Annotated in this window: 16 protein-coding genes; 8 read left to right on the top strand and 8 right to left on the bottom strand. The window is 60.2% G+C overall.

Annotated elements, in window-relative coordinates:
• Positions 1-106: 106 nt before the first annotated feature.
• Positions 107-1015 (top strand): LysR family transcriptional regulator, encoded by a 909-nt coding sequence (locus Q0792_RS15965; RefSeq protein ID WP_298842991.1) that lies wholly within the window; start codon positions 107-109, stop codon positions 1013-1015.
• Here Q0792_RS15965 and ptsP read toward each other — a convergent pair whose 3' ends face one another.
• From ptsP to Q0792_RS16000, 7 genes are all read right to left on the bottom strand, one after another.
• Complete coding sequence (ptsP, locus tag Q0792_RS15970; protein ID WP_298842994.1) at positions 1016-3259, bottom strand: phosphoenolpyruvate--protein phosphotransferase; 2244 nt, start codon at positions 3257-3259, stop codon at positions 1016-1018.
• Between the two features lie 48 nt (positions 3260-3307).
• Complete coding sequence (locus Q0792_RS15975) at positions 3308-4546, bottom strand: aspartate kinase (protein WP_298843000.1); 1239 nt, start codon at positions 4544-4546, stop codon at positions 3308-3310.
• Between the two features lie 124 nt (positions 4547-4670).
• A complete protein-coding gene (locus tag Q0792_RS15980) occupies positions 4671-5309 on the bottom strand; it encodes an SDR family NAD(P)-dependent oxidoreductase (protein WP_298843003.1) in 639 nt (212 codons plus the stop codon).
• A gap of 4 nt (positions 5310-5313) precedes the next feature.
• Positions 5314-5736 carry a DUF1178 family protein gene (locus Q0792_RS15985; protein ID WP_298843006.1) on the bottom strand — a complete coding sequence of 141 codons (423 nt, stop codon included), beginning with the start codon at positions 5734-5736 and terminating at the stop codon, positions 5314-5316.
• A gap of 71 nt (positions 5737-5807) precedes the next feature.
• Entirely contained in the window at positions 5808-6263 is a 456-nt protein-coding gene (locus tag Q0792_RS15990; protein WP_298843009.1) for an NUDIX hydrolase, read from the bottom strand.
• A gap of 116 nt (positions 6264-6379) precedes the next feature.
• On the bottom strand, positions 6380-7171 hold the full coding sequence (locus Q0792_RS15995; protein WP_298843011.1) for an EcsC family protein: 792 nt from the start codon (positions 7169-7171) through the stop codon (positions 6380-6382).
• 44 nt (positions 7172-7215) lie between these two features.
• Positions 7216-7731, bottom strand: coding sequence for a GNAT family N-acetyltransferase (locus Q0792_RS16000; RefSeq protein WP_298843835.1), 516 nt, complete (start codon positions 7729-7731; stop codon positions 7216-7218).
• Between the two features lie 64 nt (positions 7732-7795).
• Here Q0792_RS16000 and Q0792_RS16005 point away from each other — a divergent pair, with 64 nt between their 5' ends.
• Together Q0792_RS16005 and Q0792_RS16010 are read left to right on the top strand one after the other, a co-directional pair.
• On the top strand, positions 7796-8401 hold the full coding sequence (locus tag Q0792_RS16005; RefSeq protein WP_298843013.1) for a flavin reductase family protein: 606 nt from the start codon (positions 7796-7798) through the stop codon (positions 8399-8401).
• 77 nt (positions 8402-8478) lie between these two features.
• Positions 8479-9306, top strand: coding sequence for a GMP synthase (locus Q0792_RS16010; RefSeq protein ID WP_298843015.1), 828 nt, complete (start codon positions 8479-8481; stop codon positions 9304-9306).
• 60 nt (positions 9307-9366) lie between these two features.
• On the opposite strand, the gene Q0792_RS16015 is transcribed toward Q0792_RS16010, so the two are convergent.
• Positions 9367-11001 carry a SulP family inorganic anion transporter gene (locus tag Q0792_RS16015; RefSeq protein ID WP_298843017.1) on the bottom strand — a complete coding sequence of 545 codons (1635 nt, stop codon included), beginning with the start codon at positions 10999-11001 and terminating at the stop codon, positions 9367-9369.
• Between the two features lie 286 nt (positions 11002-11287).
• Between Q0792_RS16015 and Q0792_RS16020 the strand changes: the two genes are divergently transcribed.
• From Q0792_RS16020 to Q0792_RS16040, 5 genes are all read left to right on the top strand, one after another.
• The gene (locus tag Q0792_RS16020; protein WP_298843019.1) at positions 11288-13045 is read left to right on the top strand and encodes a hypothetical protein; all 1758 of its coding nucleotides are present in this window, start codon (positions 11288-11290) and stop codon (positions 13043-13045) included.
• Between the two features lie 115 nt (positions 13046-13160).
• A complete protein-coding gene (locus tag Q0792_RS16025; protein ID WP_298843021.1) occupies positions 13161-14033 on the top strand; it encodes an S-methyl-5'-thioadenosine phosphorylase in 873 nt (290 codons plus the stop codon).
• A 25-nt stretch (positions 14034-14058) separates the two neighbouring features.
• Entirely contained in the window at positions 14059-14679 is a 621-nt protein-coding gene (locus Q0792_RS16030) for a LysE family translocator (RefSeq protein WP_298843022.1), read from the top strand.
• Between the two features lie 10 nt (positions 14680-14689).
• A complete protein-coding gene (locus Q0792_RS16035; RefSeq protein WP_298843024.1) occupies positions 14690-15220 on the top strand; it encodes an adenine phosphoribosyltransferase in 531 nt (176 codons plus the stop codon).
• A gap of 23 nt (positions 15221-15243) precedes the next feature.
• Entirely contained in the window at positions 15244-16401 is a 1158-nt protein-coding gene (locus Q0792_RS16040) for a CynX/NimT family MFS transporter (RefSeq protein WP_298843025.1), read from the top strand.
• The last annotated feature ends 1 nt before the right edge of the window (position 16402 follow it).

Below are 16402 nucleotides of genomic sequence, written 5' to 3' on the forward strand. Positions count from 1 at the left end.
GGGTTTCAGGTTAGTGCGTCGTAAGTGTCCGGTGCAGAGCGCATACAGTCAAATTGATTATTTCTTCCTGATACGATAGATTTTTTTTATAATCTACGGAGCGATAATGCGGATCAGAAATCTTGATACCTTCTACTGGATCGCGACCCTGCGGAGCTTTCGCGCGGCGGCTGACAAACTCAATCTGACGCAGCCCGCTGTTTCCGCGCGCATTCAGATGCTTGAGCAGGATCTGGGTGCGCCGGTCTTTCTGCGCCAGAACAGAAATGCGGAGCTGACACCTGTAGGCCGGCGCCTGCTGCCATTTGCTGAAAAGTACCTGGCGCTTGAGCAGGACGTGCTGTCGGCCTTCTCGGGGCAGACCAGCATCAAGCAAACCATACGCCTTGGTGCATCAGAAACCATCGTGGCCAGCTGGTTGCCGGATTTTCTGAGCGTCCTCGGTCAGACGCGCCCCGGCCTTTCCTTTGATCTGATGGTTGATTCAACAGACAGCATGCGGAACGCGCTGGTCGCCCGCGAGCTTGATCTGGCTTTTCTCATGGGTCCGGTTGCCGAAGTCAGTGTCACCAACAAAGACCTCTGTACATTCAGGATGGTATTTGCCGCAGCACCGGACGTGGCGACCCGGTCTGATCACTGGAGCCTTGAACAGATTGCGGCCCAGACGGTTCTCACATTTGCCCACAATACCAAACCCAGCCGCCAGATCCGGCAGATGCTGACCAGCCACAACAACAGCCTCCCCGCCATGACAACCTCATCTTCTCTGGGGGCGCTCATCCGTCTTGCGCGAAGCGGTTTCGGCATCTGCGCCGTGCCCGAAACAGTGATCGGCCCGGAACTGGCATCCGGGGAGCTGGTCGTGCTGAAAACGGATACCGTCCTGCCTCCGATTGCCTTTACAGCTTCTTATGTCTCCGGCAGCCCGGTCAGCGGTCTGATGGCAGAACTCACTGTGGATGCCGTTGAGTTTCTGCGGGAAAACCCGCTGGAAACTGCATCCCGGGTCTGATCAGCCCTGATCGCGCAGCCATTCCATAATCGCGGGGCGTACCGACATTTCCCCGCGATGGCGTGCATCTGCAATGACTTTGCGCACCTGACCGAGATCAGACCGGCGCAGCAGACTTTTCACCGGCCCGACAGAGGCGGGACGCATGGAAAGTGACCGCAGACCGATGGCCGCAAGACACAGCGCCTCGACAGGCCTGCCGGCATCCTCTCCGCAGAACGACAGGGGGGTACCGCTGATACTGCAGCGCTCGACAATGCTCTCGATAAAGCTCAGGAACGAGACGTTCAGCGTGTCATACCTGCGCCGTACCCGCTCGTTTTCGCGGTCCGCGGCAAAGAAAAACTGTTTAAGGTCATTGCCGCCGATCGACAGAAAATCGACCTCCTCAAAGAACTTCATTGGCGCAAAACCGAGGCTAGGCGTCTCAAGCATCGCGCCGATACTGACCGCTTCCGGCAGGACATGGCCCAGCCTTTCTTCGGCGGCCATGGTTTTGTCCATCAGGCGTCGCGCGGCACGGTATTCTTCGAGCTGTGCGACAAAGGGAAACATCACCGTCAGCGGACGCCCGTTTGCCGCCCGGATCAGCGCCTGCAACTGCATCCGCATGATGCCGGGTTTGTCCAGACCCACCCGTATGGCGCGCCACCCCAGAGCGGGGTTGGGTTCATCATTGGGCTTCATATAGGGCAGAACCTTGTCCGACCCGATGTCGAGCGTTCGGAAGACAACGGGCTTACCACCCGCTGCATCCAGCACCCGTGCGTAGAGCGCCACCAGTTCCGCGCGCCGCGGCATCTGGTTACGCACCAGGAACTGCAATTCAGTCCGGAACAGGCCAACACCTTCGGCCCCAGAACTGGGCAACGACGGCAGATCGGCCATCAGACCCGCATTCATCTGCAGGCTGACAGTATTCCCACAAAGCGTTTCAGCAGGCTTGTCGCGAATGGATGCATAGCGTTCCTGCGCCTCGGCCAGCATCGCAATCTTGTCGCGGAACGCGGTCACGACCGTCTCGTCGGGGCGCAGGTGCACGATACCCTGTTCGCCGTCGACCATGATGTGGTCGCCATTGAGCGCTTCGGTGGTCACGCGTGCCGAATGCACCACCAGCGGAATGGCCAGCGCGCGTGCGACGATCGCCGCATGGCTGCCAACCGACCCTTCTTCCAGCACGATACCGCGCAGACTGCGCCCGTATTCCAGAAGTTCGGCCGGGCCAATGTTTCGGGCGATCAGAATGGGATCGGCCGGCATTTCCGCGCCCGTATCCGCACCCTGCCCCGTCAGAATTCGCAGCAAACGGTTGCTGAGGTCATCGAGATCACTCAGGCGTTCGCGCAGATAGTTGTCGGTAACACTGCCCATCCGCGCCCGCGCCAGCGACTGCTCTTTCTCGACTGCCGCTTCGGCAGACAGCCCGTTGGAGATATCTTCTTCCATGCGGCGCATCCAGCCCCGCGAATTGGCGAACATCCGGTACGTCTCAAGAACCTGCGCCTGATCCTTGTCGTGGGTTCCCGCAATTTCGAGCATCTTGTCCACGCCGACCCGCAGTTGTTCCACAGCCTCACGCAGTCGTTCAGATTCGCGTACAGGGTCGTCTGCGATGGGGTTCGTGACCACCACACGTGGTTCATGCAGCCAGACATGGCCTTCGGCGGCACCCTCCTGACCGACGGTCCCCCGGAACATCGCCGGTTGCGAGTGCCGCGCGGACATTGCCGCCCCCTCACCCACAAAAGCGCCCAGTTCCGTCATTTCGGCCAGAACCATCGCAACGACTTCCAGTGCATAGACCTCGTCAGCCAGGTATTCGCGCTGCGACCGCGACTGCACAACAAGTACGCCCAAAGGCTCACCCAGTCGCAGGACGGGTACCCCCAGAAAGCTGGAATAAATCTCTTCGCCTGTCTCCGGCATAAAACGGAAACCACGTGCCTTTGGCGCATCGGCTTCGTTTACCACCATACGACGGCGCGCAACCTGACCAACAAGCCCCTCACCGACCTTCATGCGGGTCTTGTGAACAGCGTCCTGATTCAGACCCTCTGTTGCACAGAGCTCAAGCGTCTTTTCGTCCCGGAACAGATAGATAGAGCAGACCTCGCACCCCATGCTGTCTGCGATAATCTGGGTAATCCGGTTGAGGCGCGCCTGACCTTCGATATCACCTGCCATCGCATCGCGAAGGCGTCCCAGCAGGCGGCGGGATCCGGTTTCAGGACGTTCTGCCACTGTCGCAACCCTCCCAGGTCAGCGATGCGCGGCCTGTCTCAGATGTGATCAGGCCGCCTTGTCGAGGTCGAAGGCATCATGCAGTGCCTGTACGGCGAGTTCCATGTATTTCCGGTCAATGAGCACAGAAATCTTGATCTCTGATGTCGTAATGACCTTGATGTTGATGCCTTCGGCACTCATCACCTGAAACATCTTTGCGGCCACACCGGTATGGCTGCGCATCCCGATCCCCACAACGCTGACTTTCGCCACGTCTGTGTCGGCGATCACTTCCTGATAGTTGATCACACCGTTCTCTTTTGCCGCCTCAACAGCTTTCTGCGCGCGCATCACCTGATCAGTGGGGCACGACCAGGTCATATCGGTACGGCCTTCCTCAGAGATGTTCTGTACGATCATGTCCACGTTCACACCGCCCTCACTCAGGGCCGTAAAGATGCTTGCCGCAATCCCGGGGCGATCCGCGACGCTGACCAGGGTCATCTTGGCCTCGTCGCGGCTGAATGCGACACCTGCAACAACATTGCTTTCCATGATTTCCTCCTCGTCGCACACCAGCGTGCCGGCCTCGTCTGACTGTTCTTCGAAGCTGCTCAGAACCCGCAGCTTGACTTTATAGCGCATCGCCAGCTCGACAGAGCGGGTCTGCAGCACCTTGGCCCCCAGCGAGGCCAGCTCAAGCATTTCCTCAAAGGCGATGCGGTCCAGCTTGCGGGCCTTGGCCTCTACACGCGGGTCTGTCGTGTAGACACCATCCACATCCGTATAGATATCGCACCGCTCAGCGCCGAACGCAGCAGCAAACGCCACAGCCGTGGTGTCCGAGCCGCCACGCCCCAGCGTCGTAATACGGCCCTCGGGGCTGACCCCCTGAAACCCGGCGACGACGGCAACTTTCATACCCTCGCCAAACTTGGCCGTTATGTTGTCGGTCGGAATCTCTTCGATCCGCGCCTGGCTGTGCGCCGATGTGGTTTTTACCGGCACCTGCCAGCCCTGCCAGCTGCGCGCAGGAACATCCATCTCCTGCAGGGTCAGCGCCATGAGACCCGCGGTCACGTTTTCTCCCGAAGACACAACGGCATCGTATTCGCGCGCGTCATACAGCGGAGAGGTCTCGTTAACCCAGCCAACCAGTTCGTTGGTCTTGCCGGACATGGCAGAGACGATGACGATCACGTCATAGCCCTTGGCCACCTCGACACCGACGCGCTTTGCCGCCCGTCGGATCCGGTCCAGTGTTGCAACGGACGTGCCGCCGAATTTCATTACCAGAACAGGCATTGCCCTCGTCCCTCATCTCGTCCGAGGGGGGGTTTACGCGCAAGGACGCGGGATCACAAGAGACGCAGGCCCGCGTCCTGCCAGTTTTGCACAACCCTGCTGAACAGCGTCACGCGGGAGCAGGTCAGAACGGGTGTGGACGTCCATCCCATGTTTCAAAACACCCTGTTGTGCCGATGCTCAGCCCGTCAAAGCGATCAACAAGGCCTGACACCGCTTCATCCACACTGATGTCGCCGCCCGCACCCCCCATATCGGTACGCACCCAGCCCGGGTGATAAATACCGACGGCAATGCTCTCTGGTTTGAGGTCCTGTGCCAGGTTGCGACCAAGGTTCAGCACCGCAGCTTTGGAGGCGCGATAAATATAGCTACCACCCGGGGCCCGTTCGCTGGAGGCCATCTGCGAAGAGATAATCGCTATCTTCGGCGCCTGTGCGGCCCGCAGGTTCGACAAGAGCCCGCGGACAGTCAGGAAAACGCCCGTCACATTCGCGGCAAAACTCTGTGCCCAGAGCTCCGGTCCGTAGCCATCCTGCAGTGTATGTCCTTTGTCGAGGTAGACGCCGGCATTGCACACCAACAGGTCCACCGGCTGCTGCTCCAGTGACGCGGCAAAGGCCGCCTGAGACGCCGGGTCCGTCACATCCAGCGGCCACTGACCGTCACGGGTGGTGCCGATAACCGTCTCGCCGCGCGCAGCGAAAGCCTCTGCCAGCCCGGCACCGATGCCGCGGCTGGTACCTGTGATAACCACTGTCATTGTGTCAGTTTGCCTTTCGTCCGGGCAGGAAAGGCAGCGGTGCGACCGGGATACCATCCTCGATCAGCTTCTTCGCCTCTTCGCCGTTTGCCTCGCCGTAGATCGCGCGCTCCGGGGTTGCCCCCAGATACATGGACCGCGCTTCCTCGGCGAATTTTCCACCGACGTAATCGGCATTCTCCTCAACATGCCGGCGCAGCTCGGCCAGCTTGCGTTCGGTGTCGCTGGCCGGCGTCTGCAGCGACTGCACCTCGGTCACCTCAGACGTCGAAACGCGGGGCGCCATCATCGCTTTGCTTACCGAAGCTGACCCGCACTCGGCACAGGTGAGGTGACCGGCACCGACCAGCCTGTCAAAAGCCTCGGCCGACTGGAACCAGCTGTCAAACCGGTGATCGTTGTCACATTTCAGGGTGTAGCTGATCATTCAGGTACAATCTCCGCTTCGTCTCCTGATGAGATGGTACAGCCCGCCCTCCGGGTCAAGACCGCTGCATCTCAGACGCGCGGATCGAAATCGAGCAATATGCGCGCCAGTTCGGGTTCATCAACCATCTGTGCGGCCTTCTTGCGCGAGACCCAGCGGCGTTCGCGCTGGCCGGCTTCGGGGTAGTCATCGGCAATTGCCGTCACCTCGACCGGAAAGATCATGCCCAGACAGGGAAATTCACCCGCCTCTTCAGTATCCTTACTGTATGAATAAATCCCCAGGCACCGTCCGTCCGAACGACCGCGCACGCCAGCCTCTTCCCAGGCTTCCATCGCCGCGGTTTCAGCAGGTGTCTGCCCATGAACCGGCCAGCCTTTTGGCACAATCCAGCGCCGCGTACCCCGCGAAGTGATCAGCAGAATACGAATCTTTTTCTTTTCGATCCGGTAACACAGTGCAGCGAACTGCGACCTGACGTCGTCTTTCCGTGCCCCGGATACGGATATGGGCAGTTGTTTTATCATCGTGCGCTAACGCGTTTTTTGGCCCGGATGTCGTACCCGGTTGTCTGCTCCCGCCTGTATATTGCCCGAAAAACGGTGTTTTGCCAAGAACTTCGGGTTATATCCCGCTGTTGCGCCTAGTCAGGCCTGCGGTGCCGGTTGGTGACGTCATCATTCGGGTTCGACAACACAATACGCAACCGGTCGGTCAGATCATCCAGCGGCACGTCAGCTTCTATCGCAAGGCGCCGCAGTCCGAAGTGCACATGCGCCATTTCCTGGTAATAGCTGGTGTAAGCATAGTTCGTGGCAGCCCCGGCCACGGCCCCCAGGACGGGCACGGCCTGAGCCGCAAGTTTCTGACCCAGCACGGTAGCAAGGCGCGGTGCAACGCGGGCAATGATGCCTTTGACCGCCGGACCGGTCAAAGCCACGCGGGCAGAAATAAATGCAAGGTCGGCGCCATCATCGTCGCTCAGCGGTCCGGCGGCCGAGAACACAGCAATACAGTCAAACCGGACGTTCTCTTCATCGGGGTCAAAGCCGTATTCTGCCGCAACACCCTGGATCACGCGCAGCAGCAGTGTCGTTGTTACAGGCAGCTCCGCCAGCGCTGTCGGCAGACCTCCCATGCCGCCTACAGCGCCCATAGCCGCCCCGGCCGCGGAGTTGAGCCAGCTTTTCTGGTCGCCGACAACGCCACGGCTGTAGTGTGCGGCTTTGGTCGCTTCGCGCAATGCCCGCGCTGTGGCTTCGTCCAGCCCGCTGCGAACAGGTCCTGGCAACCGGTCAAGCATACTCTCTGCCTGCCCGCCGAGCAGATTCAGCAGGTCAATTCCTGCACCACCCGCATTGCGGTATCTGTCGGCCAGCACCTTGAGTTCAGCCTCGGTATCCGGCGGTGACGCCCTGCCCTCGATCAGATCCATGCACATCCCTTTCTGTTAACAAAATGGGGAGCAAAGACGATAAATCAATCACCCGACCGACGGGTGACACGGCCGGACACCCCGTCCCACGCGCCCGGGATCAGCGCACGGCCCAGAACCCTGTCGGGGTTCGTCGGCGGCGGCATCGCAACAGAAGAGAGGCGTTCAAACCCGAACCGGCCATAATAGGGTGCGTCACCGACGAGCATTACCCGTTCCCATCCCTGATCCGCCGCGAGCGCGAGGGAGTCGCGGATCAGACGCCCCGCGAGGCCCTCCCCCTGACGCGTCGGGTGCACCGCGACGGGCCCCAGCAGCAGGGCAGATCTTTCCGCCACAGATACCGGCCAGTAACGTATTGCTCCGGACAGGATACCGTCGGCGTCCCGTGCCACCTGTGACAGCTGTGTCACCGGCGCGACATCATCGCGCAGACGGTACGACGACAACGCCTCCCGGCCCGGCGCGAAACAGGTGTCAAAGAGTGCCTCAACCTCATGATAGTCCTGCGCGGTTTCAACAGTCAGTATATACACGGAAAACGCAGGCCCCGGATCCATGGGTTTCAACTGGCCCGGACGTAGCACATGCGTTATGGGGGCTGCAAACCAAGAGGAGTGCATCATGTTTTATCGCCCCGAAGACGGCCACGGCCTGCCGCACAACCCCTTTAACGCGATCGTCTCTCCCCGTCCGATCGGCTGGATCTCCACCCGTGGCGCAGATGGCAGCAACAACCTCGCACCCTACTCCTTTTTCAATGCTGTGGCTTATGTACCCCCGCAGGTTATGTTCGCCTCGACTGCCGCAAAAGAAGATCGTGGCGACACCAAGGATACTGTGGCGAATATCCGGGAGACGGGCGTTTTCTGCGTAAACATCGTGGAATACGCGATGCGCGATGTCATGAATGTCTCCTCGGCGACACTCCCGCGTGAGGTCGACGAGTTTGCGCATGCGGGCGTGGCGCGCGCAGACTGCACATCCATAGACTGCGCCCGCGTCGCAGCCGCACCGGCATCGCTTGAATGCCGCATGACGCAGATCGTCCGACTCGAGGGCGAGGCAAACTTCGTCGTTTTCGGTGAGGTGACAGGCGTGCACATCCGCGACGATGCGCTGGTCAACGGACGATTTGATGTAACCACCTTCCAGCCCCTGTCGCGCATGGGCTACCGTGACTACACAGTCGTACGCGAGGTTTTCGAACTGGCGCGGCCTGACGACTGACAGCGTACGCTGAATACACTCGTTTCTACCCAAAGCTGTGCTAGGCTGCCCTCAGGGATTTTTCAAAGGGGGCATTCATGGTCGCATTCAATCATTCAATTATCCGTGCCGCGGTCTGGAATCTGGCGGGTTTTTCCCGCCCGGGGCGGCCGGTGGGCATCTCGGGCAGATCGCAGAAAGCTGCCAACCAGGCCGAAGGTCTGGCACTGCTGGATGCAGAGTTTGTTACTCTCGTCGAAGTTTCACCTGCCAGTTACATTGAAACGCTGGTCGCGAAACTGGCTGAATACGGTGTTGAGTACAGTCACACACTCCTGCCGCAGCAAAGCGGCAATATTCACATCGGTTTTCTGCATAAACCCGGCATAGAGGTCACAAATCCACGTTTCATCCCGGGCTCTGAGGGCGATTACGCCCGGGGACGGCAGGCTTTTGCAGTTGATGTCAAGGTGGGCAAACTCAAGGCCATCGTTATCGGTGTGCACCTGAAATCCGGCCGGGACCGCGACGAGCAGAAAATGCGGGACAGCCAGTGCCGCGTCATTGGAGAGTATATTGCCGAAGTCCACCGGACACCTGGCACCAAACGGCGCGCAATTTTCCTGATGGGTGATTTCAATATGATCCCGGGCCAGGACGTCTCCAACTTCCATCACCTGGGCGGGGACGACACAATGGACTTCGTCTCCAGCTGGGATCTTCAGGACAGGTTCTCACACATTCTCGAGAAAGGCCGCGCAAATCTGCTCGACGGCTTTGCCGTCAGCCGGAACTATTCTACCGATTATATCAAAGGCAGCCTGCGGCTTTTCCCGATGCACTGGACCATGGATATGGGGCGCGAAAAGTTCCGCCGGAACGTCTCGGACCACCTGCCCTTTGTGGCGAGTTTTCGCATCTACTGAAGCGATGCTGCGGGACGGTGGGCGGGGCGTTCTGCCCCCGGGCAGGGGCGCCGTACGCCGTCAGTGGCCGCCCAGCCTGCCGGTGCGCACCGAGTAGTCGACGGCAAGCGCATAATCGGGGTCATCATCGCTGTCGACCATCAGCTGTCCGGCTTTGTTCAGCAGACGGTGACAGTCCCGGCTCAGATGCCGCAGCATCAGCGTTTTGCCAGCAGTTTCGTATTTCTCCGCAATCGCCTCAATGGCCTGAAGTGCGGACTGGTCGACAACACGGCTGTCGGCAAAATCGACAATGACCGTGTCCGGATCACCGGCGACATCGAAAAGCTCCATAAAACCGTCCGATGACCCGAAAAAGAGCGGCCCCTGGATTTCATAGACCTTGGCACCCTTTTCGGTATGCGAGTCACGCGTTTTCGCATGAATTCGCCGGGCGTTGTTCCAGGCATATGCCAGAGCACTGACTATGACGCCAACCACAACAGCTACGGCAAGGTCTTCCAGCACGGTCACAACCGTCACCAGCAGGATAACAAAGGCGTCTGTCAGCGGCACTTTTCTCAGGATGGTGAGCGAATTCCACGCAAAGGTTCCGATCACCACCATGAACATCACACCGACCAGCGCCGCCAGCGGTATGAGCTCAATGACCGAAGAGCCCACGAGAATAAAAAGAAGCAGGAAAACGGCCGCAGCGATCCCTGCGACCCGCGTCCGGCCGCCGGATTTCACATTGATCATCGACTGACCGATCATCGCGCAGCCACCCATACCGCCGAAAAAGCCGGTGACTGTGTTTGCGACACCCTGTGCAATACACTCCTGGCTGGCGCCGCCCCGCTCGTTGGTCATGTCGCCCACAAGGTTCAGGGTCAGCAAACTTTCGATCAGGCCGATGGCGGCCAGGATCACCGCATAGGGCAGGATAATCTCAAAAGTTTCCCAGTTCAGCGGCACCATCGGAATATGCAGCGCGGGCAGGCCGCCCTGAATGGAGGCCAGATCACCGACCCGCGGCACATCGAGGCCAAATGCAATAACTATGGCTGCAACAATGCCAATGCCAGCGAGTGGCGCCGGAATGGCCCGGGTTACCCGCGGCATGACCCAGATGATTGCCATGGTCACCGCCACCAGCGCCAGCATCAGGTAAAGCGGCGGGCCGGTAAGCCATTCCCCCCCGCCCATACCGTGCCCGGTATTCTCCATGCTTCCGGGCACTTTGAACTGCCCGAGCTGCGCGAGGAAAATCACGATCGCCAGCCCGTTCACAAACCCCAGCATCACCGGGTGCGGCACCAGCCGGATAAACTTACCCCACTGCATCACGCCCGCGAAAATCTGCAGAATCCCCATCAGAACCACAGTGGCAAAGAGGTATTCGACGCCGTGCTCTGCCACCAGAGCCACCATAACCACCGCCAGCGCGCCTGTCGCACCGGAAATCATGCCCGGACGTCCCCCGAAGAGCGCCGTGATCAGACCAACAAGAAACGCCGCATAAAGCCCCACCAGCGGGTGAACCCCTGCCACAAAGGCAAATGCCACCGCCTCCGGGACGAGCGCCAGCGCGACAGTCAGCCCCGACAGAAGCTCAATGCGCAGCCGCGCCGGTGTCAGCCCGTCTTTGGGCGCCCAGCGCAGATCGGTCACATCAAGGTTTCTGGTAAACTCACGAAACGTCGTTTTCGCCATGAAAGGCTCCTGTACTGTCAGGTCGTGCGGGAATGCCGGAAGCAAGGTCCCGGGTTGCGCGCTGCCTAGACCCTTTGTGACAGAATGGAAACCCCGCCTGCCGGTTCGTACCTCGGGCAACATGGTTAATTTCGCGTGAATATCCGGGTGCGCATGTTTTTTCAGCGTTGCCGCGACCCTGCGTCTCTGCGCTGGAGGTGCTGTTGCGCATTGCCACTCAATGTGGTTTCAATGCTCTTTTCAATCTCCGCGTGTCCGCTAAGCTGCCACAAAACGGAAACGCGACATGCCCACAATTCGATCTGACGCTGATCTCGACACCCTGCGCCCGCTGACGCCGGGCGAGATTCAGCTGCTGGCGGCCTGCCGCGCGGGAGAACCCTGCCGGCTTGGCGACAGCAGCCTGCCCGGTTCGGGCAGCGTGCAGCATGAGCAGTTTATCCGCGCCGAGGTGCTGCGGTATCTTATCGTCGGCGGTTGCGAGGTTAATCCGGTCGCCGGTTCGGGCGTTGACCTGCATGGGGCCTTTATTTCCGGTAAACTTAATCTGGCAACAGAGCAGGCGCATGGTTCACTCAGCCTGCAGAACTGCAGGTTTGACAGGCTGCTGAGCGTCTTTCAGGCGCGGATGCAGAATCTGCGCCTTGATGGCAGTCACCTCTCGGGGCTGAACGGGCACGGGCTCTGTGTCGCAAATGATGTCATTCTGCGCCGGGTTACTGACACTGGCGGGATCAACCTTTTTGCGGCGCGGATCGGCGGGCGGCTGGACTGTCAGGCCGCGGATATCGCCCCGCGGGAGCACCTGGCGCTCAACGCGAAAAATGCCGAAATCGCCGGGGGCCTGACCCTGAGCGAAATCCGGGCGCGCGGGCGGGTTTCGCTGAACGGAGCCGTAATCAACGGTCAGATGTCCTGCGAAAATGCTCATTTTGACGGGGACAGTGCCGCATATGCGTTCAAAGCCCAGGATGTCACGGTGCGCGCCGATCTGAACTGTGCAGGTGTCGAAGCAAGGGGCATGTTCAGCCTGTCCGGGGCAACCGTCGGCGGGCGGCTTGTGTTCGATGGTGCCAGCTTTGATGCCGGCGACGACGACCTGCAAAGTTCTGCCGTTCGCCTGGTGCGTATGAATGTTGCCGAGGGCTTCCACTGGAAAGCGATCCGCCTCGGGCGCGGCCGGGTCAGTCTGACTGCAGCGCATGTGGGTGATCTGGTTCACGACCTCAACAGTGATATGGACAGCTGGCCCTCGTCGGATCGGTTCGATCTGGACGGATTCACCTACGACCGTATGACAGGGCCATCGATCCCGCCGGGGATTTTCATCGAATGGCTGCGCAAAGGCAGTATTGAACAGGAGAACTTTCTGCCGCAGCCCTTCACACAACTCGCCAAGGTACTGCGCGAACGGGGTCACGACCGGGACTCGCGGCTGATCCTTGCTGAGCGCGATCGCCTGATCATGAAAAACGTGCGCGACCGGACGCGCATCACCGAATACGATGGCACATGGAACACCGCTTTTCTCAGCCTGTCGCGGGACGCCAGCAACCTGCGGCGGTATCTCGTTGATCTGTTGCTGCGCCGCGCCGTCGGGTATGGGTATCGCCCGTTCCGCAGCATGTGGATGCTGGCGACCCTCGTGGCAGTGGCCATCCTTCTTGCCCAGATGACATGGCGCGAGGGATCTTTTGTCCCTACGGCAGAAGCGGCAAACAGCTCGGAGATCTGGCTTGCCCTCTCCGACAGCGGAACAGCCAACCCTGCGCAGGTCTGGTCACGCGTGCCGGTTGTTCAGGCTGACGGTCAGACGCGCCCGCCACCCGGGCGCGATTACCCCCGGTTCAATGCATTCGCCTGGGGCGCGGATCTGGTCATCCCGATTATCGATTTCGGTCAGACCGCAAACTGGGGACCCTCGTCGGGTCGCGGCCCCTGGGGCGTCTGGCTCTGGCGTGCCTCCTTTTTTCTCGCTGCTGCCGGCTGGATTGTCACAGCTCTGGGTGCTGCTGCGATCACCGGGATCATCCGCCGCGAGTAGGATGCGTGCGCTTACTTTGCGATTTGCAAAACACCCCGTGATCAGATGCAGTCAGCGCTTTTCAAATACGCAGGCCAGGGTAAGCTGGCCTGCGTCGGGCAGAAGGATTCCATGAATGACCAGTACAAAGATCGCCGTTATTGGCGGCTCGGGCCTTTATGACATTGACGGTCTTGAAAACACCACGTGGGAAACGATCGACACGCCCTGGGGCGCACCATCCGACGCCCTGCTGACCGGGACACTGAATGGTGTGGACATGGTTTTTCTGCCGCGGCACGGGCGTGGCCATGTGCATTCGCCCACGACAGTCCCCTATCGCGCGAATATTGATGCCCTTAAACGTCTGGGCGTAACGGATGTGATTTCCGTGTCGGCCTGCGGATCCTTCCGCGAGGAAATGGCGCCCGGCGATTTCGTGATCGTCGACCAGTTCATTGACCGGACCTTTGCACGCGACAAAAGCTTCTTCGGTAAAGGCTGTGTGGCACATGTTTCGGTCGCGCATCCGACCTGCCCGCGACTGGGCGAAGCCTGCGAGCATGCCGCAAAGGATGCCGGGATAACCGTGCATATGGGCGGGACGTATCTGGCCATAGAGGGGCCGCAGTTTTCCACGCTGGCAGAATCGAAAATGTACCGCGAAAGCTGGGGCGCCGATGTCATCGGCATGACGAATATGCCCGAAGCCAAGCTCGCCCGCGAAGCTGAGCTCTGTTATGCCTCTGTGGCGATGATCACCGACTACGACAGCTGGCATCCGGACCACGGAGAAGTTGACGTGACAGAGATCATCCGCACGCTGATGGGCAACGCTGACAAGGGGCGCGACCTGGTGCGCCGCCTGCCGGCTCTTCTGGGCACAGACCGTGCGCCCTGCCCGCACGGCTGCGACCGGGCCCTCGAGTTCGCAATCCTGACACAACCCCACGCACGTGACCCTGCGATTATGGCGAAACTCGACGCCGTTGCAGGCCGGGTGATCTGATCCGCCCACAGAAAGGACAAGACCCGTGCCATTTGATCTCTGGCTGACCTTCGTCGCCGCCTCGGTCGCCCTGTTACTGATCCCGGGACCTACGGTTCTGCTCGTGCTGAGTTACGCGCTTTCCCGGGGGCGGTCTGTGGCCGTCGCTTCGGCAGCTGGCGTTGCAACCGGCGATCTGATCGCCATGACCGCGTCGCTTCTGGGGCTTGGTGCTCTGGTACTTGCCTCCGCCACTGCGTTTACGCTGCTGAAATGGGCCGGCGCTGTCTATCTGGTCTGGATGGGCATAAAGCTGATCCGGTCTGCGCCGACCGAAGGTCTGACGCCTGCACAGAATGTCACGGCCCGGGGCGTCTTTGGCCACACGGCGGCGGTCACGGCGCTTAATCCCAAATCTGTCGCCTTTTTTATCGCCTTTGTGCCTCAGTTTATCTCCACCGAAGCGGCTCTGCTGCCGCAGTTCATCATCCTTGTCTCGACCTTCGTCGGTCTTGCAGCACTGAACGCCCTTGCCTACGCGCTGATGGCCGACCGTCTGCGCAGACTGATCGCCCGGCCTTTGGTGCTGACATGGATCACCCGCGCCGGCGGCACTGCCCTGATCGGAATGGGGGTCATGACGGCCACCCTGCGCCGCGCTACCTGAAAGAAAGATCATGAAAACAGTCAAGGATTACATCCGCACAATCGTCGACTTTCCGCACGAGGGCATCATGTTCCGCGATGTGACGACGCTCTTCGCCGATCCGCGCGGGTTCCGCATGGCGATCGACCAGATGCTGCATCCCTACGCGGGCATGGAAATCGACAAGGTCGTGGGCCTGGAGGCACGGGGCTTTATTCTGGGTGGCGCTATCGCGCACCAGCTTTCCGTTGGTTTCGTGCCGATCCGCAAGAAAGGCAAACTGCCCGGTACAACAATCAGCCAGGATTACAAACTGGAATACGGAGAAGCGATCGTGGAAATTCACGACGATGCCATCGAAGCCGGAGAGAAGATCCTCGTCGTCGACGACCTTCTGGCAACCGGTGGCACGGCCGAGGCAGGTATCCGGCTGATTGAAAGGCTGGGTGGCCAGATCGTCTCGACGGCCTTCATTATCGATCTGCCTGACCTGGGCGGCCGCACAAAACTTGAGGCAATGGGCGTGGAAGTTCACGCGCTCTGCACATTCGACGGCCTGTGACAGACAAAACGACGGGGATACACATGAATAAACGCTGGTCGGTCCTTGCCGTCCTCTGTCTGGCCCGCACCTGCATGGCGTTTCAGTTCCAGTCAGTTGCAGCGCTGGCCCCGCAGCTGTCAGAGCGCTTTGCCCTCGGCATCGCCGACATCGGTATCCTCATCGGCCTTTTTCTCGGTGCCGGTATCTTCGTGGCCATTCCCGGTGGGTCTCTCGCAGCCCGGTTCGGCGACAGACGGGTGACGGTGATCAGCCTAATACTGATGATTGCCGGCGCATTGCTGATGGTGTCTGCCGAAGGGTGGTGGCTGCTGGCCCTCGGCCGGGCCCTGTCCGGGATCGGCGGCGTGATCATCAACGTCATTATGACCAAGATGGTGATTGACTGGTTCACAGGGTATGAGATCGGCACCGCAATGGGCGTGCTCATCAGCACATGGCCCTTCGGGATTGCGGTTGCCCTGCTGATGCTGCCACCACTTGCGGTCGCAGGCGGTCTGACACTCGCCTGGGCGGGACTGATCGGCACAATTACTGTGTCACTTATCGCGCTTGCGCTGGTCTATGAAAGCCCGCCGGCTGGCGACACGCCTGCGGCGAACACTGCCGCGATGCCTGCACACTGGGTGCCACTGATCTGCGCGGCGCTGATCTGGGGGCTCTACAACGTCGGTCTTTCTATGGTGTTCGGCTTTGGGACCCTCGTGCTCGCACAACAGGCCATGTCCGCAACCTCTGCGAGTTCCGTTATCGGCGTTTACATTCTGATGGTAGGTGTCGGCGTCCCCCTGGGCGGCATCCTGTCCGACTGGCTCCGCAACCGGGATGCGGTCATCTTTGCAAGCATTGTGTTCTCTGCAGCCGCCATGCCTCTGCTGATATGGACACCCACTGAGAGCGCGACAGTTGTTTATGGAGCAGCCGGCCTGTTTATGGGCCTCGCCGCCGGACCTGTCATGACCATGCCGGGGCAGGCTCTTCCACCGGCGGTCCGCGCCTTCGGCATGGGAGTTTTTTTCACGATCTACTATGCGCTCATGATGTCCGCCCCGGGCATTACCGGCGCAATTGCCGACCGCGCAGGCGACGTGACAATGGCATACTGGACCGGTTGCGCAGTATTTCTGCTCTGCCTGCCCGCACTTGTGATATTCAGACGGACTGTCCCTGCAGACAGCTGAC

The organism is uncultured Roseobacter sp., from assembly GCF_947495025.1.
GTDB lineage: Bacteria > Pseudomonadota > Alphaproteobacteria > Rhodobacterales > Rhodobacteraceae > Roseobacter.